Origin of the sequence: Paenibacillus sp. FSL M7-1455, from assembly GCF_038004655.1 — a bacterium.
GTDB classification, from domain to species: Bacteria; Bacillota; Bacilli; order Paenibacillales; family Paenibacillaceae; genus Paenibacillus_AQ; species Paenibacillus_AQ cookii.
In genome coordinates, this window is record NZ_JBBORO010000001.1 from 4931253 (window position 1) to 4955526 (window position 24274).

Genomic DNA, 24274 nt, shown 5'->3' on the forward strand with positions numbered 1-24274 from the left:
ATGGAAACAAGCAAAAATAAAGCCTTATCTATCGCGAAGAATAGATAAAGCTTTGACGATTCAGCACGTTTACGCTTCCGTCTGCTCAGACGACTCCAACAAACGCCCGCTTACCTTGGTAAGAAACGCCGACCATCTCTCTTGAAATTCGGGGTCGCTCGACTCCAGGCCGGTCATGATCTGCGTGATGCTGCTGAAAATGATCGGATACGTCGTTAATGCGGTCAGCGCCAACGCCACAAATTCAGGGTCGAGATCCGGCGGCACCATCCCCTTTTCTTGTTGGGCCTTCCAGTACGACGCATAGGATTGCAGGGCGATTTCCCCGCCCTTATTCCATGAGGTCTGCTCGGCTCGCGCCTCAAGCGCTTCCCAAGCGCTGAACTTAATGAAGTCCGCCCTCGCCTGGCTGTTGACTCTGAAACGGTGCTCCGCAATATGGAGCGGATCGTCTGGAACCTGGGCTACCCACTCCGGTTCGCTCGTCGCCGAATACGCCAAAACGGCTTCCAACAGTTCCGCTTTCCCTTTGAAGTAATGATAGATCAGCTGCTTCTTCACCCCGGCGTTTTCCGCGATCGCCTCGATCCGCGCCCCCTTGAAGCCCTTGTCGAAAAACTCGCGTTTTGCGGCTTCAAGAATGTTCTTTTGCGTACGTTCCGCGTTGCGTATTTCTCCCACTCGGCTGTACCTCCATCCCAAGTCTGTTAATATCATCCTACCCTCTTACTGAACTGCTGTCAAATTTAATTTGACAAATATAAAATTATAATTGACGAGAGTAAAATTATAACTTACCATGTAGTCAGTAACCAATATTTGCTACAAGGTGGCGATGGGAACAAACGCGTAGCTTCGCTAAAGGCAGGGAAAATCCGAATGGTCTTGAAAGGGGCTGTGATGCGCTAGAGCGTTGCAAACTCCGCGGTCAACGCGAACATCAATGCGAAATAGAAGGAACCGATTTTTAATCGGTTCATCCCGAATTTGCATGGTGCAAGGGAGCGATATTCGGGTGGCCAAAATGGATTTAAAAAAACAAACAATGGAGGAATTCCCATGACCGTCTTATCGATTGTTCTTCAAAGCTTGCTGATCGCCTATTATGTCTTTTCGGGATCCGCGAAGATCGCGGGGGCCAAATACTGGGTGGATGTGTTCAACGGTTTGAAGCTGCCTCAATGGTTCCGCGTCATCACGGGCCTGGTTCAGTTGGCCGGAGCGGCCGTGCTTATCATCGGCTATTGGTATGCAGAGGCCGTTGCATGGGGCGGCATTTGGCTTGGTATTACGATGCTGGTCGCGTTTTTTGCGCATATCAGGGTTAAAGATTCGTTCGGCAAAACGGTGCAGCCCGTCGTGTTCCTTGCGCTTATCGTCGTTGTAACCCTTATGAATGCGGACGGCATCATGAACCTTTTATGATCACGATCGATACGCCGGGACCTGCGGCTGCGGCTCCCGGTTATTCCGCTCCAACGCAAAAAACACCCGGCAACCCGCCGAGTGCTTTCCACGCTATTTCTGCTGTTCTAACCTTTTTTTATCTAATCTTGTTTGGATCTAATCTTCATTTACCTTACAACCCGATGCCCTTCGGCAAATCCTCCTTCTTCACCTGCTCCCATTCCTGCACGTACGCTCCTTTCGCCATCACCTTCAAATAGACCCCCTGCTTTAAATCGACGCTGGACGTAAACGTCACGTCTTTCTTTTTGCCCTCGGCATTGTACCCGGTCAGGTTGTACTTGAATCGGCCGTCGTCCGGTTCCGAAGGTTTGTTGACCTGGACGTAGACATATTCTTTGGTGATGAACGGGTTGAAGCGATCGACGACGTCTTTGTACGAAAAAACGAAAAATGCTGCGAAAATGACGATGATAAAAGCGGCAACTGCGCCGAATTTTTTCATGATGGTTCCTCCTCTTTTCCCATGGTTGAATCATGGATCTGCTTGATTTCAGTCTGTCAGGACATGGCGTTTTTGACGATTTTCCTATAATAGCCGATGGTCAGGACCGCAAACACAAAATAGATCAAGGCGTACATGGCCATCGCAATCACCGAAGGTACGGTGATGTCGGACAGCACCAGGATGGACGCCGCTTTGACGGCAAAGATCGAATGCAGGATGCCGATCAGGAGCGGTATCGCGAACACGAACAGCTGCTTGCGTACGATGCCCCTCATGATGTCCTTCACGTCAAAGCCGAGCTGCCGCAAGGTCTTGAAGCTTCTTTTCTCCTGCTCCGCTTCGGTCATTTGCTTGAAGTACAGGATGCTGCCCGTCGAAATGAGGAACACAAGGCCGAGGAAGGCCGAGATGAACATCAACAACCCGAGCGAATGAAGCGCCCCCTCGTATTGCGTATGAAAATCGGGTTCGAAATCGTCCTTCGACACGTATTTGGCGTAAAGGGCCGATGCCTTGGCACGCTCCGCTTTGCCCGGGACCTGGTACGTATCCAAGCGGACTTTTTCGTATCCGGGAGATCCCGGCATGTTGTTCGCCAGCTCCTGCACGGTGTTTTCTGAGGTCACGAGCTGGGCGCCGTAAACGTTGAAGTTCATGACGTATTGCACGACGAGGTTCGTCAGCCGCATTTTCGTTTCCCCGCGTTTGCCCAGCACGATTTCCTTCGGGAACCCCATGCCTTCCTTATCGGTTCTTCCTTCGAGGTTCACCCGGGCATCATACAGCACGGCCTCGCCTTTCGGCGGCACTTTCACCTTCATGCCTGCTTTTTGCAGCTGCTCCGCCGGCAGGAACAACATGCCTTGCGTCGATTCTTCCGGCTTGCCTTGCAAATCACGGATCGTTCCCTTCAGCCGCACCGCGTCAACCGGTTGATGATCGAACCGGATGCCCGCCTTCTCCAGCTCCGCGCCGAACGACTTGGCGTCTTTTTCTTTGTTTTCGAACACAAAATCGTACGGCAGCGAGATGCGCGTATCGCTTTCCGCCGAAAAATAAAGCGAGTAGGCCAGCGCCACCATCGTAAGCGTCATCGCCGACAACACCGTGATCAACGTGAGCGAGTTGGCGTTGGCTTTCATCCGGTGCATGAGCGGTGCAAGGGACAAGCTGTTCAGCAGCCCGAGATGCCCGTTTTTTCTTTTCCGAAACTGGTAAAACAGCCACCCGATCGTCACCCGGAACAGCAGATACGTGCCCAGGATCGTCGAAAGAAGCACCAACAGCATGTTAAAAAACAGCATGTCGTTCACCATATGCCCCGACAGGTCATAGCCGTAAATGATCAGCGCGATGCCAAGCAGGGCAAGAAACGCGGCGACGACGGTTTTCGGCTTTTTGGGATGGTCGCCTTGGCGTTCCGCGTTAAACAATTCAAGCAGCGTGTTGCGGTAAACCGTAAGCGTCATCTGGATGGAAGTGAAAATGATCAAGGCGGCAAAAACGATCACCGTCTGCACCGCCGCCGCGGCCGAAAAGGCGATCCCGACGATGACGTCGAAGCCGAGCAGCTTCATCAGAATCAGCAGAAACAGCCGCGATACGAGCGCGCCGCACCCGATACCGAGCAGAAGGGCGCCCAGGCCGAGCAGCATGTTTTCGATGATCAAAAACCGGGCCACGCCCAGCTTCGACAGGCCGATCAATTGGTATAAACCGATCTCCTTGCTGCGCCGCTTCAGAAAAATGCTATTGGCGTATATGGTAAAGATGGCGACGATGACGAGCAGCAAAATTCCCGCCACCCGGAACGACGTTGCAAAATTCACGTCCGCGCCCATCCGCTCCACGATCGACGAATCATGCTGCAGCGTCGCAAAGACGAAATACAGGCTCATGCTGAAAATGAGCGCAAAAAAGTACAGGTAATAATGTTTGATGTTTTTCCGAATGCTGCGGATGACCAGTTCAAATAACGTCAACGTTGTCCCCCCCAAGCACGGCCTGCACGTCCATGATTTCCTTGAAAAACGACGGCCTCGTTTTGTCCCCGCGGTACAGCTCGGAGTAAATTTGTCCGTCTTTCAGGAACACGACCCGGCTGCAGTAGCTGGAAGCGACAGGATCATGCGTGACCATGACGATGGTGACGTCCCGTTTCCGGTTCAGGTCTTCCATCGTTCCCAAAAGGGAGGAAGCCGATTTGGAATCCAGCGCCCCCGTCGGCTCGTCCGCAAACACCATCGAGGGCCGGTGGATCAGGGCGCGGCCGGCGGACGTGCGCTGTTTTTGCCCGCCCGATAATTCATGCGGATATTTATGCGCCAGCTCCTTGATGCCCAAAATGTCGGCGATGATGTTGAACTCCTCTTCCGCCATTCGTTTGTCCATTTTGCTGAGGGAAATGGGAAGCAGAATGTTTTCCTTCACGGTGAGCGTGTCGAGCAGGTTGTAATCCTGAAAAATGAATCCGAGTTTTTGGCGGCGAAAAGCCGAAAGCTCGGCATCCTTCATTTTCGAAACGTCGGCGTCGTCGATCCGAATGGTCCCCTCCGTCGCGCGGTCGATGGTCGCCAGCACGTTCAGCAGGGTGGTTTTCCCCGACCCGGAAGGACCCATGATGCCCACGAATTCCCCTTCCAGGACGCGAAGATCGATGCCTTTTAACACTTGTTGGGCGCTGCCTTTGGAACCGTAGGTTTTGCGGACGTTCTGCGCGTGCAGCACCGTTTTTTGCGAATTTATGTCATTCATAGCGAACCTCCATGTTTGGCTGTATCCTCATTGTACTTTCGACCGCCGGGTCTTGTCGCACGTTTTGGATGACAGGCCGGCAGGGCAAGGTGACAATATCGTCATGTTGCGCTGCGGCACAATCAAAAAAAGCAGTCAGGACGTACCCGGCTGCTTGTCTTGTCTCGTATAGATTCCATTATGGGGAACATCGGAAGGGGATATTCCCTTCGAAAGAAACACGGATTGGGGCTATGTCAGCATCCCTCTCCGGATCGCCTCAAACTCGTTTTTAGCCGCAAAAATCATGCGCATGTTCGTCCCGTTTGGCGGCTCCGACTGCGCCTGAAGCGTAATTCCGATTTTGGACGCGACGGTTTGCGCGAGATACAGCCCGAGGCCCGTCGCCGCGTTTTGGATTCGGCCGTTCCCGCCCGTGAAGCCTTTATCGAAAATGCGCGGCAGGTCGTGCGATGCAATGCCCGGCCCTTCGTCCTTCATGTTCAGGACGGCGTTCCCGTTCTCCGTGACGCTTGTCCCGATGACGATGATCCCGCCCTCCGGGCTGTATTTGACGGCGTTCGTCAGCAGCTGGCGGAGGATGAACCGGCACCATTTCCGGTCGGTCACGACCTCGGCGTCTTCGCCTTCGAATTCGACCGCGATGTTTTTCTCCATGCACCAGGAAGCCAGGTCGCGCACCTCCTCCGCGGCAAGCCGCCGCACGGACGCCGGCTCCAGCACGTAATCCGACTCAAGGGACGGAAGGCGCGCCATATGGAGCTGCCGGTCGATCAGCAAATGGATCCGCAGCCACTCCGCTTCGATTTTCCGGATCGCCGGATCGCTGCGGTTGGCGTCGATCGTAAGTTTCATCGCGGTCAGCGGCGCTTTCACTTCGTGAATCCAGGAGGAGGTAAAATCATTTTCGATCAGCTGCGCCTGCTTCACGTCGGATAGCTTTCTCCTGTAAAAAAGATCCGCCGCACGCAAAATGTCGTTCGTTACCTCATCCGGATAAAAGGCTGGTTTCGGCAACGTTTCCAGCCAATCCTCGTGCATCTCTTGGCTTCGTGCCGCCAGCGCCGCCGCATACTTCGTTTCCGTTTTGTAACGCCAAATCAAAAACACGGCAAAGACGAGCAGGAACAACACGTTCAAATAGATCACGGAGCTGGCATGGACCGCGATGCCATGGTCGAGCAGAATCAGCACATCGGTAAACACGAGCAGCGCCAAAAACAGAAAAATCCAGCTTTTCTTATAAGCCACGTAACGTAAAAACACCCCTCCGACGCGCCTCCTTTATAACGTGATGGCCATGTAGCCAAGCCCTTTTTTCGTGACGATCGCTTCTTCCAGCCCGAGTACCGCCAGCTTTTGGCGCAATCGCGTCATGTTGGCCGTGAGGGTGTTGTCATTCACGAAATGCTCGTCCTCCCACAGCTTCCGGATCAGATCGTGGCGGGACACGATTTCATTTTTCGCTTGGACGAGAACGGCAAGAATAAAAAATTCGTTTTTCGTCAGATCAGCCTCCTGGCCGTCCTTGCGGATGACGCCGCGTTTCATGTCGATGACCGCGCCGTTCCACTCGATAATATCCGACGCCTCTTCCCCGTATGCGTACGTCCGGCGGAGGATCGCCTGGATTTTGGCCAGCAGCACGTCCATATGGAACGGCTTCTGGACGTAGTCGTCCGCACCCATGTTCATCGCCATCACCATATCCATCGGATGGTCCCGCGAGGACAGGAACAGGATGGGCACCTTCGATACCGCTCGAATTTCCCGGCACCAGTGAAAACCGTCGTATTTCGGAAGCTGAATATCCAAGACGACCAGATGGGGCTGCGCATCGGCAAAAGAACCCATCACATCGTCAAACGATTCCGGTCCCGTCACGCGCAAAGACCATTTTTCCAGCCTGTCCTTCAGGGCTTCAAAGATGTGAGCGTCGTCTTCGACGATAAAAATGTTCATATCCATCGGTGTACCGTCCCCTTTCATACCATGTATTGTAAATCATAGCGGGCGTGATTTGAAATACGAGACAAAATAAGGACCCTACCTTAATAGAAAAAGACCCTCCGAAGAGAGTCCTATGGTATAATATGGATTGTGCAACATTTCGGCTTTAAGGGCGGTCGGCTAATCTCCCGGAAGGGAGGTGATGCCCATGGAGGTAAAAGATGCACTCTCCTTAATGTTCATGTTTGGCATGTTCATTTTGGCGCTGCTCACCTACATGAAAAAGAAATAGACCGCCCTTGGTGAGGACAACGGTCTATTTCACGACTTAACTCCGAAGCCGACCGCTCTTTTAGCGGCTGTTGTACCAAGGGATCGTGTTCCAGCACGGTCCCTTCTTTATTGTTATCTTAGCATATGGAGAAATATACCTCAAGGTACGTGGCCGTTGGGGCTTCCGTAAATTTCTTAGCGTACCCGTTTCGCGTGATCTTCCCGTGTATAAAATGCGGCCGGACGGGAGGTAATAGCTACGACGGCTTATTTTTTTGAACCACGCGTCCGGATGGGATGCGACGCCATTCGGGTCGGTAGGAAGGCGTTTTGCCATGTTTCAATCCACCGTATCCACACAGGACGCAACTTCTGATCCGGGCTTGTCCGGCTCATTTCGGCCAATTTCAATCCACGCATCCACACAGGATGCGACTTTATTCCGGCGGTCGCGGCGGAGTTGGATCGACTATTTCAATCCACGCATCCACACGGGATGCGACTCAATCACGCGGTCGGTGTGGCGACGCAGCTTTCATTTCAATCCACGCATCCACACGGGATGCGACCAAGACCCGCGGACACCCTCGTCGTCCGCTCTACATTTCAATCCACGCATCCACACGGGATGCGACGATGACAAGGCCTTAAAACAATACAAGCAGATGGAATTTCAATCCACGCATCCACACGGGATGCGACGTGGAATTTTTCCAAAGTCAACTCGGAGAAATCAAGATTTCAATCCACGCATCCACACGGGATGCGACTAGACATGTATGCTTCTTCGATTTGGTCCCATGTATTTCAATCCACGCATCCACACGGGATGCGACTATTCGATACTGTTGGAGGGTTAGAAGTTATTAATTTCAATCCACGCATCCACACGGGATGCGACCTGTGTTTGGCAGGGACTTGAGAATTGATCTGAATATTTCAATCCACGCATCCACACGGGATGCGACCAAGTTCTTTGCTTGTCTCGGTAAATAGTTTAGGTTATTTCAATCCACGCATCCACACGGGATGCGACTCCGATCGTAGAGCTCTCCCTTCGGATCGGTTAATTTCAATCCACGCATCCACACGGGATGCGACGCATGGAGGGGTACGGATGGTATTGGGTCATCATTATTTCAATCCACGCATCCACACGGGATGCGACGACGATTGCCTTTGCGGATCCGGGCGGCCCACTTATTTCAATCCACGCATCCACACGGGATGCGACAAGTCTTGAAATTTACATATCTCGGTAGTACCATAATTTCAATCCACGCATCCACACGGGATGCGACGTAACTAAACCCTAACTTGGTAAGATACTCTACCATTTCAATCCACGCATCCACACGGGATGCGACTCTAAGAGCAGGAGTAAATGTTGCAGGACTGGTCGATTTCAATCCACGCATCCACACAGGATGCGACGGATTACGCCTGGAACATAACCAATGCACGTCAGCAATTTCAATCCACGCATCCACACAGGATGCGACTATTAGCCGGGATATCCGTTATCGCGGTTGCAAAATTTCAATCCACGCATCCACACAGGATGCGACTCGTTTCGAATGTAAAATAAACGCATTCTCCAAATCATTTCAATCCACGCATCCACACAGGATGCGACGTCTAAAAACTGGTCAAAGGACGTAAATAGTTTCATTTCAATCCACGCATCCACACAGGATGCGACTCCGATTTTCAGGCGAACTTCCCTCAAAATAGGCTCTTTATTTCATTAAACAACATTTCCCGCCCCATAGAATAAACATTTATTTACAGAAAAGGGGTAGTATCAAGATATTTTAGGTGCGAACCCCCCAGGGAATTCATGTTCACTTCACATTCGCACCAAAGACCTTCCCAAACCGCTCTGTAAAAAGGTACCACTTCCTTCTTTATCTTAGCATAACCCGTACGGGACAGCTATTGTGCCTTCTCCAAACCATGCTGATCCCCGAAAAATCTATCTCCTGAGCTCCTTGCAATAATGTACTATTCCCCATCGGCTTTTCGGCTCTATAATGCAAGAAACTTATTCTTGAAGGAGCCTTGGAGCATGAACATCATGTCGTTTCTCTTATACTGCGTCGTCGTCACCTTCACGCCGGGACCCTCGAATATCGTTATTTTGGCCACGGTGAATCAAAACGGTTTCAAACACGCCTTAAAGTTCATTTCCGGATCTTCTTTGGCTTTTGTGCTGCTGATCGCAGCCTCGGTAACGGTAAACCGGGAATTGCTGACCCGCATGCCGGTGCTGCTCGCCGGACTTCGAATCGCCGGGAGCCTGTTCATCCTTTACCTGGCTTATAAAATCCTTCGGATGGATGTGTCCCGTTCGGCTGCCAAACAGGCAACGTCGTTCATGTCCGGATTTTGCATGCAGTTTCTCAATCCCAAGGTGGTCTTGTTTACCGTTACGGTGATCCCGATCTACGTCATGCCTTACTATACATCGGGCTTCGTCCTTTCGGCCTTTGTGGCGCTGGTTTCGCTCATCGGGATTTTGGCCTACCTAACCTGGGCGGTTTTTGGTAAGCTGTTAAAAACACTGCTCCAAAAATACCAAAAAGCGACCAATATCATCCTCGCATCGTCTCTGGTCTATTCTGCGGTCATGGTGTCCGGGATCGTGGAGCTTGCAAAGGGGTGACATGACATTGGAAGATCGGTTTACCTACAGACAGTCCGCAGGCATGACGGCTCTGTCCGCCAGCTTGTCGGATTTTACCTATAAAAAACACTGCCACGAGGAATACGCCATGGGGGTTACCCTGCGCGGGGTCCAACAATACCATCTGGAAGGCAGCATGCAGTCGTCCGTCCGGGGCGGCGTGATGTTGTTTCATCCGGAGCAGACCCATGACGGAAAAGCCCACGACCGGACGGGCATCGACTACGTCATGGTCTACGTTCATCCGGATCTCAGGCGCTCGGAAAAAAGGACGTGCTGCGCTTCAAAGAACCGATCGTGTATCATGCCGGGTTAAGGCAAAGCTTGCTGGAATTATCGCAGGCTATTTCCGAAGGTCGGGACGAAGCGTTATGCAGCGATCTGCTTTTTAAAGTCGCGGGGCATGTATCCCAGGATATTTTGGAGCCGATGAACATCAAGGACCGGGCTTTTACGGAAAAAGCCAAGGAAATGATGCGCAGCGACCTGCAGCATGTGCTTCGCCTGGATGAAATCAGCCTTGCCTTCGGGATGTCCAAATACCAATTCATCCGCGCTTTTAAAGCCAACACCGGCATCTCGCCTTACCAGTATTTCGTGAACTGCCGGGTGGAGCAGGCAAAACAGGTGATCGAGCAGCATAAGGACATTTATCTGGCGTCAGCAGCTGCGGTTTTGTGGATCTGGCCCATCTGAACCGGCATTTTAAACAGGTATACGGCACGACGGCTTTCGAATATTTGTCCTATGTGGAAGGTAACATGTGACCTATTATTCCGCCCGGCTCTTCGGCCTGTATCCGAAAAGGATGGCAGGCTGGAGAGCCTCTTCATTCATTCGGATACCAACCGCTTCTTGTCCAAATCCAGCCGGTATTGTATTTTCCCGATGGGGTCGCCGCCAGCTCCAACAGGCGGATGCACGATCAATTTGTCGTTTTCAACATAAGGAAACGGATTGATTTCGGAATAAACCAGCGTATGGAACACATGCCCGTTGCTAACGATTTGCAAAGGAAATGCTTCGCCGCTGCGTTGATCGACCGCAAACAAATAGCCTTCCACCCCATGACCCGTTTTGTACTGCGGGGTAAGCACGTAAACGTCCGCATCTTTGAAACGGACCCTCTCGAAAGACAGCTTTTCGTCATCGGGCCGGGCAAACATCAACGCGGGCAGCTCCAGCAATACCCGGTTTTCTTCTCCCTGCCGGTATATAACGGAATAGTCGCTTTGGAACGTTTTGTCGCCTTCCCGTCCGTAATTGCTCGACACGGCCAAATGCCCCAGCTCCTCCCAACCGTTCGACATCATCACTAACGTTCCTTGCTCCGTGACCGTCTCGGCACGAATGGATGGAGTATCTTTCACCGAGTCGAGTTCGGTGGAAGCCGAAAGAATCGATTTTGGAAACCGGCTGGTGAGCTTGCTTGGGGTTTCCCCCCTCGGTGAAACTTCGGTTTTTTCAACGGCTGGATCGGCGGGATTCGACGCGGAAAGATCCGTGGAGCGATCAAGCTCTACCGCCGCCTGAGGCGTGCAGCCTATTAGCAGTCCAAACCATAAAAGGGACGCAGAAAATAAAACCTTCGTGTTCATATGAATTCTCCCGTTTTCGCTTACCATGCGTTTCCTTCATTGTACACGCCGAATCCATCCAAAAAGTTTATAAAATGTATTTCATTGTTTAAATTTCCGTCATTTAAGTTCTAAGTGCATACAACCCCGAAATGACCCGGTCAAGCCTCTCTTTAACTAGAATTGCCTCCGCATATCGGGCGGGAATGCCTTCATAACCGTAGTGGATACCGGCCAAACCGCCGGCGATGGCGCCGATCGTGTCGGAGTCTCCTCCCAGATTTGCCGCCTGCTGCACGACGCCCGCAAAATCCGGCGCATGGAGCAAAATATGCAGTACCCACCGGAAGGTATGTACGACAAAACCGCTCGGCGGGCAATCCGGCTCCGCTTCGATGAGGCCTTCGTATTCGCTACCTGTCACCTCGGCCAAAATCGCTGCTCTTAAGTTTTCGCCCTGCAAAAGACGCTCGGCAATCCGGTTGTACAGGATACAGGCTTCCGCGCACCTTGGATCGTAATGCGTCATCCGCGACTGCATGGTTGTCACCCGCTCCATGTCCGCCGGGTCGCTGTAGGCCAGCGCCGCCGGCAGGCACCGCATCAGGGATCCGTTTCCGCCGCTTTGCCCCATATCCATATGCGCAACAAAGGCTGCTTCGAACCAGTCCCCCTCGTATTTTTCAAACACGTGACGGATGATGTTCCCGATATCTTTGGGCCGCGATTCATACCAGGCCATAAAACGGCACCCGATCGCCTCCATCGGCTCCTTCGGATGTTCGAGAATCCCTTCCGCCACGCAAAGCGTCATCATCGTATCGTCGGTCACTTCCCCCGGTTCCAGGCTCCACACGCCCCCACCGACGATCTCCGTCAAATAGCCGTGTTTCGCCTCGACCTCTTTTGCGCTCATAAACTCCGTCGTTCCGCCCAGCGCGTCGCCCACGGCCACGCCATACAGCCCGCCCTTCATGCGGTCGAATAATTGATTTTCCATAAGGCACCTCGTTTCCTGATTTGGAGATAGAAATCCCGGCAATGCTTATTTGGCTATGATTATACTACAATAGGCCGCTTATGTCGGGGCGTGCCGTTAAGCAGTCCGGTGCAGACCCGAATTCACAGACCACCCTTTTAGAAAAATAATATAGATAAAGCAGCAACAGTTGGTATTTTTCCATCGTCTTTTAAATGGAGGTGTTTATCCATGAAGATCATTATTGTCGTTATCATTCTTTTGAGCTTGTTCGTCGCTCCGTCCTTTAATCCCGGGCAACTTCCGTCGACAAACACAGGGATGGAATCCAAGAAAACGGATATGAAGGATTTTACGGCCCGCGTCACCGTCCCCAAAAAACTGAAAACGGGCAAGGCCTTTGCGGTAAAAGCCGAGCTTCTAGTAAACACGGAACAAAAAATGACGATGATGAGCAGGGAGAACGTGTTCGTATTTTTGATTAAAGATAGAAACGGGAAGCAAATCAACTCTTTTGGGGTTCATGATGCAGGAAAGGTCCGGACGCTTTCCGGCAAAGAGACAATTTCAGAGGTATATCACTATAAGATAAAGGAACCGGGCGTCTATATGATTTCAGCAGTCGCGGAATTTAAAATAAATAAAGATGGAAGCATCAAGGACTATAAAATGGAAGCCGATCCCCAAACGGTTGAGGTAACGGAATGACTTTATAATAAAAATCTTAGATAAAACGCTAAAGGCAGCCCCAAGATTTCTTTGGAGCTGCCTTATCATTTTCCGGTGAACGGTATGGCGTAAAGGCTCCTCCCGGCTTTGATCATTTCCGAGCGCGCGAGAGATGGGCCGCCAAGTAGGTTCCGGTGTGGGAGCCTTTGATGGCGGCGACTTCTTCCGGCGTGCCCTGAGCGATCAAGCGTCCTCCCTCTTCGCCGCCCTCCGGCCCGTAATCGGCCACCCAGTCCGATTCCGCAATAAGGTCGAGATTATGCTCGATCACGATCACCGTATTGCCGGCGTCTACCAGACGGTTCAACAGGGAGCAAAGCTGGCGTACGTCCCAGGGATGGAGCCCCGTCGTCGGCTCATCCAACAAATAGAGGGTATGTCCCCGGTTTTTTTTGCCCAGTTCCTTCGCCAGTTTGATGCGCTGGGCTTCTCCGCCCGACAAGGTGGATGTCGGTTGTCCCAGCTGCAAGTAGTCTAGGCCGACCTCGCACAGCAGCTCCAGCTTCCCGGCAATTTCCGGCTCCACGAAAACCGAAGCGTTCTCCCGGACCGTCCCGTCCAGAACGTCCGATATGCTGTAACCGTTGTACTTCACTTCGAGCACTTCATCCGTGAACCGTTTCCCCCGGCAGGCCGGGCACCTTACTTCCACGTCAGGCAAAAAATGCATTTCCAGCTGCAGGGTGCCCATGCCCTGGCATTTCTCGCATCTGCCGCCCGGGGTATTGAAGGAAAAATGCTTGGACGACAATTTTCTCTTCCTCGCCTCCGGAAGGCTGGCGAACAAGCTGCGGATCGGTGTAAAAAGATCGGTGTATGTCGCAATGTTGGAACGCGATATTCGTCCGATGGGGGACTGGTCAACGGCTATGATTTTGTCGATATGCTCCAATCCGTCAATGCGCTCATGTTTGCCCGGCATTTCGTTCGTTCCGTGAAGATGCGCCCTGGCCGCAGGCTCCAATATATCGAAGAGAAGGGTGGACTTGCCGGATCCGGACACCCCCGTGACGGTGATCAGACAGCCCAGAGGAAATGAGACGGTCATATTTTTCAAATTATGGGCGGATGCATTTCGTATCGTGATGCGTTTTTGATTTCCGGTGCGTCGTTGCCGTTCGGGGCGCCCCTGTTCCTCTTCGCGCAAAAATCGGCCGGTTACGGACTCGGGACTGGCTTTCAGCTGATCCAAGGTTCCGGAGCCGACAACGGCGCCCCCGCGTTTGCCGGAGCCCGGCCCGATGTCGATGATGTGGTCCGCCGCTCTCATCACCTCCGTATCATGCTCGATGACGAGCACGGTGTTCCCCAAATCGCGCAGCTGCTTCAATACGCTGACCAATTTGCCCGTATCCCGCGGGTGAAGCCCGGTGGTGGGTTCGTCGAGCACATACAGGACACCGGTCAGGCCGGAACCGAGAAGCGACGCAAGCCGGAGACGCTGGGCTTCGCCGCCGGAAAGCGAATTGGCCTGGCGGTCCAGCGTCAAATAATCCAGACCGACATGGATCTGGCGGCGGATCCGTTCTGTCAGATCGTTCAAGACGGGCTCCAGGATCACTCGGCCCGCTTCTGTAAGCTGCTCCTCCATCTTCTCAAGCCAGGCAAGAAGTCTGCGCAGAGAATAAGAGGCAACTTCGACGATGGACACGCCATGGATGGTCACTTGCCGGCTTTCCTGCCGAAGCCGCGTTCCCTTGCAATGGGTGCAGGTTTGTTGAACGAAATAACGGTCCATTTTGCCGGAAGAATGGAGTTCGCCGTCTTTCTCGCGATGTCTCCTTAACAGCTGGGTTACGATGCCTTCAAAATTGCCTTTGCCGACGGATTTCGGGGGCCGTATATCCGGAAAATGCGCCTTAAACTCCTCGCTGGCGGCTCCGTACAACAGAAAATCCCGCGTGTTCGCGTCAAACCGCCGAATAGGCATGTTCGGCTCGAATGCAAAGCCGTAATGCTTGGCGGCGGCGGACAAAACATCCGAATAATAGTCGCGGACCCAATTTTCCCACATCAGGACGCCGCCTTCGGGAATGCTCTTGTCTTCATCGAGCAGTTGTCCGATATCGACGGTGGTTATCACCCCAAGTCCGGTGCATGCCTCGCATGCTCCTTCGGGTTTGTTGAAGGAGAAATGGGCCATTTTTAATTTCGGCATTTGCGTTTTGCAGTGGGGGCATTTCACGCCGGGCGTTTTTGAATTCTGCTCTTCGAGGTCTTCCTGATCCATATCCATGATGGCCGGATCGCTTTCAAAATCGGGGGGAACCGTCTTGCCGCATGTCGGACAAACGCGAACGCCAAGCTTGGCATAGAGAACGCGCAAGTAGGTGTATACCTCGGTAACCGTGCCGACCGTCGACCGGGGATTCCGGTTTGAACGGTGCTGGCTGACGCTGATGGACGGGGACAGGCCGCGAATGGAATCCACCCGCGGTTTGCTGATGAAGTCCGTGACCATCCCCATGGACTCCATATATTGTCTTTGGCATTCCTTTTGCAGCGTATCCATCGCAAGGGATGATTTTCCCGAACCCGAAAGTCCGGTTAACACGATCAGCTTGCGTTTGGGAATCCGCAGGGAGATGTTTTTTAAATTATGCTCCCTCGCGCCTCGGATTTCGATATATTCGTTCATGGCTGTTTCCCTCATTTCACCTAACTTTACCATCAGTATAAGCCCCAATTATGACATGAATTGACGTAAATGAGAGATGAGGGATACAAAAAGAGCCTTTGCCGCGAACGGCAAAGGCTCTCAACACGCTTTTGCAAAACATCAGCCGTGCTCACCGCAACGTTTTTAAAGCACCGCTCCAGGCGATCGTTTGATCCAGCATCGCGTTTACATTTTGAAGATGCAATTCGGCCGGTTTGAATGTTCTGAAGTTTTCAAAATCCGTATACAGCGATAAGGTCGGATGCACGCGAACGTCCGCAACCAGCAATTCGCCCAGGATTCCCCGCAAATGCTCGGCCGCGCGGGCTCCGCCCGTCGAACCGTAGCTGACGATTCCCGCCGCCTTATTGTTCCATTCGTCGCGTGCGGAATCCAGCGCATTTTTTAAGGCTCCCGTAATGCTGTGATTGTACTCTTGAACAATAAATACAAAACCGTCCAAGCGGGAAAGCTTTTCCGACCACGCCGCCAATCCGGACTCGTCGCCGGAACCCTCTCCATAAAACGGCAATTTATAGTCTGCGATGTCTACGATTTCATAATTGGCGTCTCCCCGTTGATCCCCGATTTCTTTCACCCAATTTCCGACTTGCGGGCTTAAACGTCCTTGGCGCGTGCTTCCCAAAATGATGCCGATGTTCAACTTTTCCATGTTATATCCTCCTCTATTTTACGATCGCCAACTTTAATAGCTGGCATTTTTCAGGTGAACTAGCGAAGTTACTCCGCAATTCGGACGATGATCCGCCCTCTCCCGTGCCCGGTTTGGCAAAGCTCGTGGGCCTGCCGAAGGTCTTGAAGCGGAAATTCCTTCCCAATCGTCGCTTTCGCTTTTCCTTCCGCCATCAACTGGGCAATCGCTTGAAATACCTCATTGGGCGCAAGTTCATTGCTGAATCGCGCATGAATGCCCAGTTCTTCGGCTTTCTTTTCGGAAGGGACGTCGACAAGCGAGAGCAGCGTTCCTCCGCGTTTTAAAACGGACCATGAACGTTCAAGCGTTTCTCCCCCGACAGCGTCAAGCACCAAATCGACGTCTTGAACGACCTCTTCGAACGACGTCGTTTTGTAATCGATCACGGTATCCGCGCCAAGCGACTTCACATAGTCTACATTGGCCGTCGAACACGTTCCGATCACCTCGGCGCCTTTCCATTTGGCAAATTGAACCGCAAACGAGCCGACGCCTCCTGCGGCGGCATGAACCAACACGCGTTGTCCCGGTTCCAGGCCGCCATGGGCAAAAAGCGCCATCCAGGCCGTCGTGGCCCCGCCCGATATCGCCGCTGCTTCGGCAAAAGAAAGCTGCTCTGGTTTATGGGCGATCGTTTTCACGGTCGTTGTCACATATTCCGCGCAGGCTCCGTGACTGGCCCGGCCGAAAACGGCCTGCCCTTTTTCGAATCCTTTTACGTTCGACTCTTCGACGACTCCGGCCACAGCCGATCCGGGAATAAAGGGAAACTGCAGCGGGACGTGTTTTTACATCAACCCTTGGCGGTAAGCCCAATCGACGGGCAATACGCCCACGGCGTGCACGCGAATCAATATCTCGTCGGACGCCGGCGTCGGTACCGGGATCCTCTCAAGCGTTAAAACCTCCGGCCCTCCATATCGATGAACACGGACGGCTTGCATCATGGGTCTGGTCATCCTGATTCTCCTTTACATGTATCGTCATATTTCAAAACTTAGCCTGCCTTGGCGCGTTTTTTCGGGTCTGGACGAAAGGAAGAAGCTTGGACGCTTTTGGTGCCGAACAGGACGAAATATAACGCAATCGCCAAAAGAGAAACGCAGGCAAGCATAAAAAAGGCATTGCTATACGCGGCGGCCTGCTCATAGATTTGCCAAGGATTCAACCGAACGGTCGCCAAAGCATCGAGTACCTTGCCGATCATAGCAGTGGAAGCCGCTCCCGCCATAAACGTCATCATCGTATAAAAACCCATCCCGATTCCTGCCTGTTCCTTCGACAAGGTGCGGGATACGTTATTGGACATCGCCACCTGAATGAAGGTCTGCCCTATGTTCGCCAAGGCCAAAACGATCCACAGCCACGCCGGGGACATCCCCGACAACGTCGATAAAACGCAAAAGCTCATGAACAAAGGAATGGCCGCCGCATAAAAAAGAAACGAATTCCCCTTCCGGTCAGCCAGTTTGCCGGCCGCCCTCCCTAACAGCGCGGCAGCAACCGCCCCCGGGAACAGAACAAAGCCAATATACGCGGAAGAGACATGGTTCACGTTGGAAAGCAGCTGCGGCGCGATAAACGGCACTCCCGCACCCAAACCGGCGGCCAGCAAGGCAACGAGAACGGCTAGCGAATAATTTTTACTTCGAAACAACGAGGGCTCGATAAAGGGTTCGGCAGCAAACCGGATGCGAAGGAGCAATAAAACGAATGAAAGCAAGCCGACCGGCAGGAAAATGAGCGAACGGGTAAGCGACAAAAGCACGCAAGCGACCGTACCCGCAAGGAGAACGCCGCCGATCACATCGAGCTTGCTTGCCGTTTTGATCGGTTGATCGTCCAAATGTTTTCGGAAAAAAGGCAGCGTCAGCCAGATCAGGAACGAAAAACAGAACAGCAAACGCCAATGCAGCATGCCTGCCACCAAACCGGCCGCAATGGGGCTCAACGCATTCCCGAGCGCTAACCCGCTGACCAACGTGCCTATTGCGCGGCCGCGCTTTTCGGAAGTAAAATACTTTACCGGGATCAGCATCGAGATGGAGGGAATCACGGCGGCTCCTGCCGCCTGCAGCATTCGCCCGGCAACCAGCATCCCATATTGCGTCGCTGCGAGCCCTGCAAGCGAACCTAGAGACATCAGAATCAATCCGAATGTCAGCACATTTTTCAATCGATATCGATCCGCCAATTTGCCATACGTGACCGTTCCGATCGCATACACGATGCCGTATCCGGTCGTCATCCAGCTGACGTTCGAGGCGGAGAGGGAAAATTCTTCGCTAATCGAAGGAAGGGCCACATTAAAGATCGTTGCATTCATCACGGATATGATCAGCGTAAAAAACATGATTCGAAGCAGTTTTTCCGCCGTTTTTTCCGTTTTCTTCAAAGAGGCATCCACTTGTACCACCCCCTCCCTCATGGACATGTCAAACATTTAAACCTGGATCGATCTATCAAATTTGACCCGCGTCTGCCTTTGTTTCCCATTGTATGATTGCGATAAAATAAATGAAAATATATATTTATTTATGTAATGATATACTCGAGTATATGGATAGGAGGGATACACGTGGAATTGCTGCAGCTGAAATATTTTCAAACGGTCGCCCGGCTGCAACATATGACCAAAGCTGCCGAAGAGCTTCATATTGCTCAGCCGGCCCTCAGCAAAACGATCTCTCGTTTGGAACAGGACGTAGGCGTCCCTCTTTTCGACCGCCAGAACCGGCAAATTCGGCTGAACCAATTCGGCAAAATCTTTTTGGAGCATGTAGAGTCGGCCCTCTTATCGTTGGAAGAAGGGAAACGCCAAGTGTTGGAGCAAGCCGGGCTGGAACGCGGGCGCCTGTTTTTGGCGACAACCAATCACAAATGCGACGCCGAAGTGATCGGTTCGTTTTTATCGATGTACCCCAACATTAACCTTCGCCTGACGCAAATTCCGACGGAAGAAGAGAAATTGGATCTCCTTCTTAACGGGGAAGCGGATTTTTGCATTACCTCTTTGCCCGTGGAACATGAGGAAGTCGACAGCATGCCGTTTCTGACGGAGGAAATCTTTTTGGCCGTACCTCCCGGCCATCGCTTCGCCGGTCGGCAGAGCATTGACTTGATCGAAGCGGCGGCGGAGCCTTTCATCAGTTTGAAGGAAGGAAACAGCTTCCGGGAATTAACGAACGGCTTTTGCAGGGAAGCGGGGTTTGAACCGGCGACGATATGCGCCGTGGATGAATTCGCGGTGATTAGCAACTTTGTGCAAAACGGGATGGGCGTTGGTTTTTTGACGGAAACCGCCAAAGAGAAAGACCCTTCTTTAACGCTAGTTCCGATCCGTCAACCCTATTGCCGGCGTTCTTTCCGGCTAATTTGGCTGAAAAAGCGCTATTTGTCGCAAGCGGCGCAAACTTTCCGCGATTTTCTTCTCCAGTATTACAGAGACTTTAACAAACCTCAGTGACGCGTTACAGACGAGGCGCTATCGATGTGGAACGTGCAAATTCCAAAAAAACACGAGGGCGAGGTCGAAAGTAAAAATGACGAAACAGACGGATGCAGCACCGCATGCCGAAACGGAAGCCGCGAAACGTCCCAAAGGTACGATCCTCGAAATCCTGGGAGCATCGGCGAAACTCGGATTGACGTCGTTTGGCGGGCCGATCGCCCATTTGGGCTATTTTCGCAATGAATACGTCAAGCGCCGGAAATGGCTGGACGAAAAAAGTTATGCCGACCTGGTCGCCTTATGCCAGTTCCTGCCGGGACCGGCCAGCAGCCAAGTCGGGATCGCCATCGGCATGATGCGCGGCGGACTGCCGGGCGGGATCGCGTCCTGGATCGGTTTTACGCTGCCCTCCGCTCTCGCTTTAATGCTCTTCGCTTATCTGCTTGACCATGCCGACGTCAGCGGCGCCGGTTGGCTGCACGGGCTGATGATCGCCGCCGTCGCCGTCGTCGCCCAAGCCGTCTGGGGCATGGCCCGGAGCCTGGCACCCGACCGGAACCGGGGCACCATCGCCATGTTGACCGCGGTCATCGTCTTGGTATGGCCTTCTGCTTACACGCAGTTGATCCTTATTGCTGCCGCGGGGCTCGTCGGCCGATGGTTTTTGACCGCATCCAACGTTCCGGAAACGCCTCGTCTGGGCATAGCGATCCGCCGCCGTACGGCGGTTGCCGCCTGGGCCGTGTTTGTCGGCCTGCTGCTGGGATTGCCGCTGCTGCGGTCCGTCTCCCCTTCCCAAGGCTTGGCGCTGTTCGACTCCTTTTTCCGCGTCGGTTCGCTTGTTTTCGGCGGCGGCCACGTCGTGCTTCCGATGCTCCAAGCCGAAGTGGTTCCCGCTGGCTGGGTCACGAAAGCCCAGTTTCTTGCCGGATACGGGGCGGCTCAAGCGATCCCGGGACCCTTGTTCACCTTCTCCGCATATTTGGGCACCGTCATGAACGGCTGGGCCGGAGCGGGCATCGCCTTAATCGCGATGTTCCTTCCTTCTTTTCTGCTGGTTACCGGTGCGCTGCCGTTCTGGGATACGATTCGCAACCGTCCTCATTTCCAGTCGGTGTTCCAAGGGATCAACGCCGCCGTGGTCGGCATTTTGCTTGCCGCGCTGTACGATCCGGTGTGGACGAAAGCGATCCATACGCCTTACGACTTTGGCCTGGCCCTCGCCGCATTCGGCTTGCTCATGTTATGGAAGCTCCCTCCGTGGGCCGTCGTTTTGTTTTCCGCAGCCGGCGGGGCGGTGATCTCTTCGTTTGCGTAAGTCACGATCAAGATACCTACATAACAAAACACCCCCTGGAATCCATCGGATCGACTTAAACGTTCCAATGTTTATTCCAGGGGGTCTCTCTATTGCTGCCCGCTTGTTCGTTGCGATTCGATATCAGATCAACTTCCGCCGGTACCACTTCTCGCCCCTGAAGCGCCACCAGAAAATCGCGCCGCGCACGCCCCATTCGGTGACCATCGCCACCCAGACGCCCATGATGCCGAATTTCAGCGGGATGGCAAGCACATAACCCAAAATGACGCGCAGCACCCACATCGACAGCAGCGACGTGATCGAGGTAAAGTTCGAATCCCCGGCCGCGCGCAGCGCCGACGGCATGATGAAGCTGGCGGACCAGAAAATCGGCTGCGTGATGGCGATGAGAAGCGTGAGGTTAAAAATGTCCGGAACGATTTCGGCCGGCGGCGAAAACAGATTGACGATCCACGGGAACAGCGGCAAAATGATGGCCGCGATCACGATAAAAAACACCGTCGACAGCCCGATAAAGGACTTGATGAATTTCCGGGCGTCGGGAATGTTTCCGTTCCCGATGCACTGGCCGACCACCGTGACGACGGCGATGCTGAGCGCACTGCCCCCGATCTGGAACAGGAGCGAAATCGAACCGCCGATCGCGTTCACCGTAATCGCCAGCGTGCCGAGCTGCACGATAAACGTCTGCGTCAGCAGTTTGCCGCCGTTAAAAAACATCTGCTCCGCGGCAAACGGAATGCCGATGATCATGATCTTTTTCAGCAGGGAAAAATCGATCTTCAGCGCGTCCTTGAGGCGGTAGCGAAGCGTATGGTTCATGCGGATCAAATAAAACAGCGCAATGCCCATGCCAAGCACCCTGGCAATGATCAGCGAAATAATAAGTCCCATGATGCCCATATCGAGCACGGTAATGAATAAAATGTTCAGCAATAAATAGGACAGGTTCAAAATCAGGGACAACCCGAGGCACGCTTTCGTCTCCGCCACGCCTCGGAGCGCTCCGGTCACGGCTTGGAACACCGCGATAAACGGGTATGAAAGGCAGCTGCCGATCAGATACAGCCTTGCATTTTGGAAGACGTCGGCTTCCGCCTGCCCGAACAGCAAATTTAGCAAAGGGGTGTGAAAAGCGATCACGAGCACGCACAGCAGGACCGAAATGAACGCCACCGCCGTAATGGCCTGCGCGGCCGTTTTCGATACCATGCTGTCGTTCCCGCTGCCCTTGTACTGCGCCACGATGACGGTCCCGCCCGTCGCGACGGCAATAAAGACGTTCACGAGGAAAATGTTCAGCGAATCCACCATGCTGACCGCGCTGACGGCCGCCACCCCGGAGGAGGCAATCATTGCCGTGTTCAACAGGCTCATTAAAATAATAAAAGCTTGATCCACAAATATCGGGATGATGATCGCGATAATTTGCCTGTAATCAAGCTTGCTTCCGGTAAAATACTTATTCAGGAATACATTCGTTTTCTGTTTGTAATATGGAGCTGGCGTACCCAAAATGTCATCTCTTCTTCCGTGTGGTTTAAAGCGTTCACCGTATTATAGCACGGTTTGGGCGGAATGGATGGGATGGATTCGTTTTTTTCGAAAAAATGCTCCATAGCAACCCTCGCGGCGGTCTATAAAAGGCCCTTCTTCAAACTGCGGAGAAGATGATGGTACACTTCATGCGGGTACAGCCGGAACGCCTCCTGCATGGCCGCGCAGGCCGAAATGATGATATCCGTGCCCTCCGAATCGGGTTCGAAGTCGAAGCCGCGCGAAGTCAAATAGCGAAACATCTCAACTTTTTTCTCCGCGCATTCCCCATCCCCTTGCCTGCAGCGCCCGATCCGCTCGAAGACGGACCGCTTGCAGGCGAGCAGCCCCTTTTTCTCCAACTCGCCTTCGATTTGGGCCACCCGCTCGGGGGAGGCGAATAAACACGCAAACATCGCATCGAAAAACTTGGGGTTTCTGCGGCAGCTTTTCTCCTCTTCGGAAAACTCCAGCCCCATGAAAAAGGACTCGACCTCGTCCTGGAACGTACCCAGCAGCGGAAAACGCGAGGCGTACCCGAGGCTTTCCACCAGGTTCACGTAATACCATTTCTGCTTGTCGTAACCCCGTTTGAATTTATTCCATACCTCGTCGCCAAGGTCAGCAAAATCCCTGCGGACGGAGCGCAAATTATGAAGTTTGTCCGCGCAGGACAGCTGCCTGGTGGACAGGTCGGCGCTTTTCAAAAATTCCAGCGTATGTTCCTTGCGCGCTTCCCATGACAGGCTTTTGTCCGGTTCGGACGCGCCCTGCACCAGGCGCAGCACCTCCTCGCCGAATCGGCTGCGGATGTCTTCGTCCGTGGTGTCGGTATCCTCGAGCGTGTCGTGAAGCAGGCCGGCCATGACGACCTCCTCCTTGCATTGGGCTTCAAGCAGAATCATCGCCACGCCGAAAGGATGGCTGATATAAGGGATTTCGCTTCCTTTTCTGAACTGGTTCCGATGGGCGTAGGCCGCAAATTCGATGGCAGCGTCGATTCGATTCATGGATTTTCACATCCTTTGCGAGTATTTTAACCATAGACCAAAGGTATGGCCGGCATTCGATGTATACTCCGATCGATTACCGTTATTATGAACGAACCGTTTCGGGAAGTCGATCCCTATTTTGGACATCAGCTCGCTCATTGCTTTTTTGCCCTTTGCCGGGAAGTTTTAATACTATATTTCGCGTTGCGCGGCATGGTTCTTTTCTGAAAAGAAAAAAGCCGCCGATTAGGCGACTTGCTAAGGAGTACGTGCGTCAAATTCAGGGATTCAGCATATCCAAATAATGCGGATTGTACATGATCCCCAGGACGTTGCCGAACGGATCCGTCACCGAAGCCGTAACAAACCCTTGCCCACGATGCGTGACCGGTTCGTATTCTTCAGCGCCCATGCTCTTTAATTGCTCCTGTGCCGCTTCGATATCGTCAACATGCCAGTACATGATGGCGCCCCCGGGAGCTGCCGTGGAACGCGCGGGAGCAAAACGCCGGTCGATCAGGCCCAATTCATGCTGATAGTCCCCGACGCGGAATTCGGCGTAGACGAGCCGCCCGTCCGGTCCTTGCCGTTCAAAATAAGGCTGCATGCCAAGCAGCTCCGCATACCACTTTTTTGCCGCCTCCACGTCATCCGCCCAGTAACTGATCGTCGCAAATCCGCGCAAAGTTTGTTTTTTCATTTTTCGTTCCTCCCAAAATTCATTGGATATCCTTCTC

At 53.0% G+C, this 24274-nt stretch carries 22 protein-coding genes, 1 pseudogene and 1 CRISPR repeat array; of the genes and pseudogenes, 7 read left to right on the top strand and 16 right to left on the bottom strand.

The genetic code is table 11. From position 1 onward, the window contains the following. Nucleotides 1–69 precede the first annotated feature (69 nt). Nucleotides 70–681, bottom strand: coding sequence for a TetR/AcrR family transcriptional regulator (locus NYE48_RS22650; RefSeq protein WP_341000032.1), 612 nt, complete (start codon nucleotides 679–681; stop codon nucleotides 70–72). 378 nt (nucleotides 682–1059) lie between these two features. On the opposite strand from NYE48_RS22650, the gene NYE48_RS22655 reads away from it, so the two are divergent. Next, complete coding sequence (locus NYE48_RS22655) at nucleotides 1060–1425, top strand: DoxX family protein (protein WP_212950931.1); 366 nt, start codon at nucleotides 1060–1062, stop codon at nucleotides 1423–1425. 154 nt (nucleotides 1426–1579) lie between these two features. On the opposite strand, the gene NYE48_RS22660 is transcribed toward NYE48_RS22655, so the two are convergent. The 5 genes from NYE48_RS22660 to NYE48_RS22680 form a co-directional block, all read right to left on the bottom strand. Further along, on the bottom strand, nucleotides 1580–1912 hold the full coding sequence (locus tag NYE48_RS22660; protein WP_341000033.1) for a YxeA family protein: 333 nt from the start codon (nucleotides 1910–1912) through the stop codon (nucleotides 1580–1582). A gap of 56 nt (nucleotides 1913–1968) precedes the next feature. After that, a complete protein-coding gene (locus tag NYE48_RS22665; RefSeq protein WP_341000034.1) occupies nucleotides 1969–3897 on the bottom strand; it encodes an ABC transporter permease in 1929 nt (642 codons plus the stop codon). Then, entirely contained in the window at nucleotides 3884–4669 is a 786-nt protein-coding gene (locus NYE48_RS22670) for an ABC transporter ATP-binding protein (protein ID WP_341000035.1), read from the bottom strand. Before NYE48_RS22670 ends, NYE48_RS22665 begins: the two co-directional genes overlap by 14 nt. 231 nt (nucleotides 4670–4900) lie before the next feature. Further along, nucleotides 4901–5935 (bottom strand): sensor histidine kinase, encoded by a 1035-nt coding sequence (locus tag NYE48_RS22675; RefSeq protein WP_212950926.1) that lies wholly within the window; start codon nucleotides 5933–5935, stop codon nucleotides 4901–4903. Between the two features lie 18 nt (nucleotides 5936–5953). Beyond that, nucleotides 5954–6637, bottom strand: a complete 684-nt coding sequence (locus NYE48_RS22680) for a response regulator transcription factor (RefSeq protein WP_036711444.1) — start codon at nucleotides 6635–6637, stop codon at nucleotides 5954–5956. A gap of 190 nt (nucleotides 6638–6827) precedes the next feature. Between NYE48_RS22680 and NYE48_RS22685 the strand changes: the two genes are divergently transcribed. The 3 genes and pseudogenes from NYE48_RS22685 to NYE48_RS22695 all read left to right on the top strand — a co-directional run bounded on the left by NYE48_RS22685 (nucleotide 6828) and on the right by NYE48_RS22695 (nucleotide 10345). Next, a complete protein-coding gene (locus NYE48_RS22685) occupies nucleotides 6828–6911 on the top strand; it encodes a putative holin-like toxin (protein ID WP_220687457.1) in 84 nt (27 codons plus the stop codon). A gap of 385 nt (nucleotides 6912–7296) precedes the next feature. Next, nucleotides 7297–8594: a CRISPR direct-repeat array (repeat unit 32 nt; unit sequence ATTTCAATCCACGCATCCACACGGGATGCGAC). Between the two features lie 366 nt (nucleotides 8595–8960). Next, nucleotides 8961–9557 carry a LysE family translocator gene (locus NYE48_RS22690; RefSeq protein WP_341000036.1) on the top strand — a complete coding sequence of 199 codons (597 nt, stop codon included), beginning with the start codon at nucleotides 8961–8963 and terminating at the stop codon, nucleotides 9555–9557. 1 nt (nucleotide 9558) lies between these two features. Next, nucleotides 9559–10345 (top strand): annotated as a pseudogene (locus NYE48_RS22695) (AraC family ligand binding domain-containing protein). Nucleotides 10346–10411: 66 nt separating this feature from the next. On the opposite strand, the gene NYE48_RS22700 reads toward NYE48_RS22695, so the two are convergent. Then, the gene (locus NYE48_RS22700; protein WP_341000037.1) at nucleotides 10412–11176 is read right to left on the bottom strand and encodes a hypothetical protein; all 765 of its coding nucleotides are present in this window, start codon (nucleotides 11174–11176) and stop codon (nucleotides 10412–10414) included. A gap of 103 nt (nucleotides 11177–11279) precedes the next feature. Then, complete coding sequence (locus tag NYE48_RS22705; RefSeq protein WP_341000038.1) at nucleotides 11280–12155, bottom strand: ADP-ribosylglycohydrolase family protein; 876 nt, start codon at nucleotides 12153–12155, stop codon at nucleotides 11280–11282. Nucleotides 12156–12365: 210 nt separating this feature from the next. On the opposite strand from NYE48_RS22705, the gene NYE48_RS22710 reads away from it, so the two are divergent. After that, nucleotides 12366–12842 carry a hypothetical protein gene (locus NYE48_RS22710; RefSeq protein WP_341000039.1) on the top strand — a complete coding sequence of 159 codons (477 nt, stop codon included), beginning with the start codon at nucleotides 12366–12368 and terminating at the stop codon, nucleotides 12840–12842. A 112-nt stretch (nucleotides 12843–12954) separates the two neighbouring features. Here the strand turns inward: NYE48_RS22710 and uvrA are convergent, their stop codons facing one another. From uvrA to NYE48_RS22735, 5 genes are all read right to left on the bottom strand, one after another. Further along, entirely contained in the window at nucleotides 12955–15501 is a 2547-nt protein-coding gene (gene uvrA / locus NYE48_RS22715) for an excinuclease ABC subunit UvrA (protein ID WP_341000040.1), read from the bottom strand. A gap of 151 nt (nucleotides 15502–15652) precedes the next feature. Then, nucleotides 15653–16195 (bottom strand): NADPH-dependent FMN reductase, encoded by a 543-nt coding sequence (locus NYE48_RS22720; protein ID WP_341000041.1) that lies wholly within the window; start codon nucleotides 16193–16195, stop codon nucleotides 15653–15655. A 68-nt stretch (nucleotides 16196–16263) separates the two neighbouring features. Continuing rightward, the gene (locus tag NYE48_RS22725; protein ID WP_341000042.1) at nucleotides 16264–16983 is read right to left on the bottom strand and encodes an NADP-dependent oxidoreductase; all 720 of its coding nucleotides are present in this window, start codon (nucleotides 16981–16983) and stop codon (nucleotides 16264–16266) included. A 42-nt stretch (nucleotides 16984–17025) separates the two neighbouring features. After that, on the bottom strand, nucleotides 17026–17196 hold the full coding sequence (locus tag NYE48_RS22730) for a hypothetical protein (protein WP_341000043.1): 171 nt from the start codon (nucleotides 17194–17196) through the stop codon (nucleotides 17026–17028). Between the two features lie 38 nt (nucleotides 17197–17234). Next, complete coding sequence (locus NYE48_RS22735) at nucleotides 17235–18644, bottom strand: MFS transporter (RefSeq protein ID WP_341000044.1); 1410 nt, start codon at nucleotides 18642–18644, stop codon at nucleotides 17235–17237. A gap of 171 nt (nucleotides 18645–18815) precedes the next feature. Between NYE48_RS22735 and NYE48_RS22740 the strand changes: the two genes are divergently transcribed. Together NYE48_RS22740 and NYE48_RS22745 are read left to right on the top strand one after the other, a co-directional pair. Further along, nucleotides 18816–19703 carry a LysR family transcriptional regulator gene (locus NYE48_RS22740; RefSeq protein WP_341000045.1) on the top strand — a complete coding sequence of 296 codons (888 nt, stop codon included), beginning with the start codon at nucleotides 18816–18818 and terminating at the stop codon, nucleotides 19701–19703. Nucleotides 19704–19779: 76 nt separating this feature from the next. Beyond that, a complete protein-coding gene (locus NYE48_RS22745; RefSeq protein ID WP_036711416.1) occupies nucleotides 19780–21006 on the top strand; it encodes a chromate transporter in 1227 nt (408 codons plus the stop codon). Nucleotides 21007–21129: 123 nt separating this feature from the next. Here NYE48_RS22745 and NYE48_RS22750 read toward each other — a convergent pair whose 3' ends face one another. The 3 genes from NYE48_RS22750 to NYE48_RS22760 all read right to left on the bottom strand — a co-directional run bounded on the left by NYE48_RS22750 (nucleotide 21130) and on the right by NYE48_RS22760 (nucleotide 24237). Next, nucleotides 21130–22524, bottom strand: coding sequence for an MATE family efflux transporter (locus NYE48_RS22750; protein ID WP_341000046.1), 1395 nt, complete (start codon nucleotides 22522–22524; stop codon nucleotides 21130–21132). A gap of 122 nt (nucleotides 22525–22646) precedes the next feature. Beyond that, nucleotides 22647–23555, bottom strand: a complete 909-nt coding sequence (locus NYE48_RS22755; RefSeq protein ID WP_341000047.1) for an HD domain-containing protein — start codon at nucleotides 23553–23555, stop codon at nucleotides 22647–22649. A 262-nt stretch (nucleotides 23556–23817) separates the two neighbouring features. Beyond that, nucleotides 23818–24237 carry a VOC family protein gene (locus tag NYE48_RS22760; RefSeq protein ID WP_341000048.1) on the bottom strand — a complete coding sequence of 140 codons (420 nt, stop codon included), beginning with the start codon at nucleotides 24235–24237 and terminating at the stop codon, nucleotides 23818–23820. Nucleotides 24238–24274: the final 37 nt, after the last annotated feature.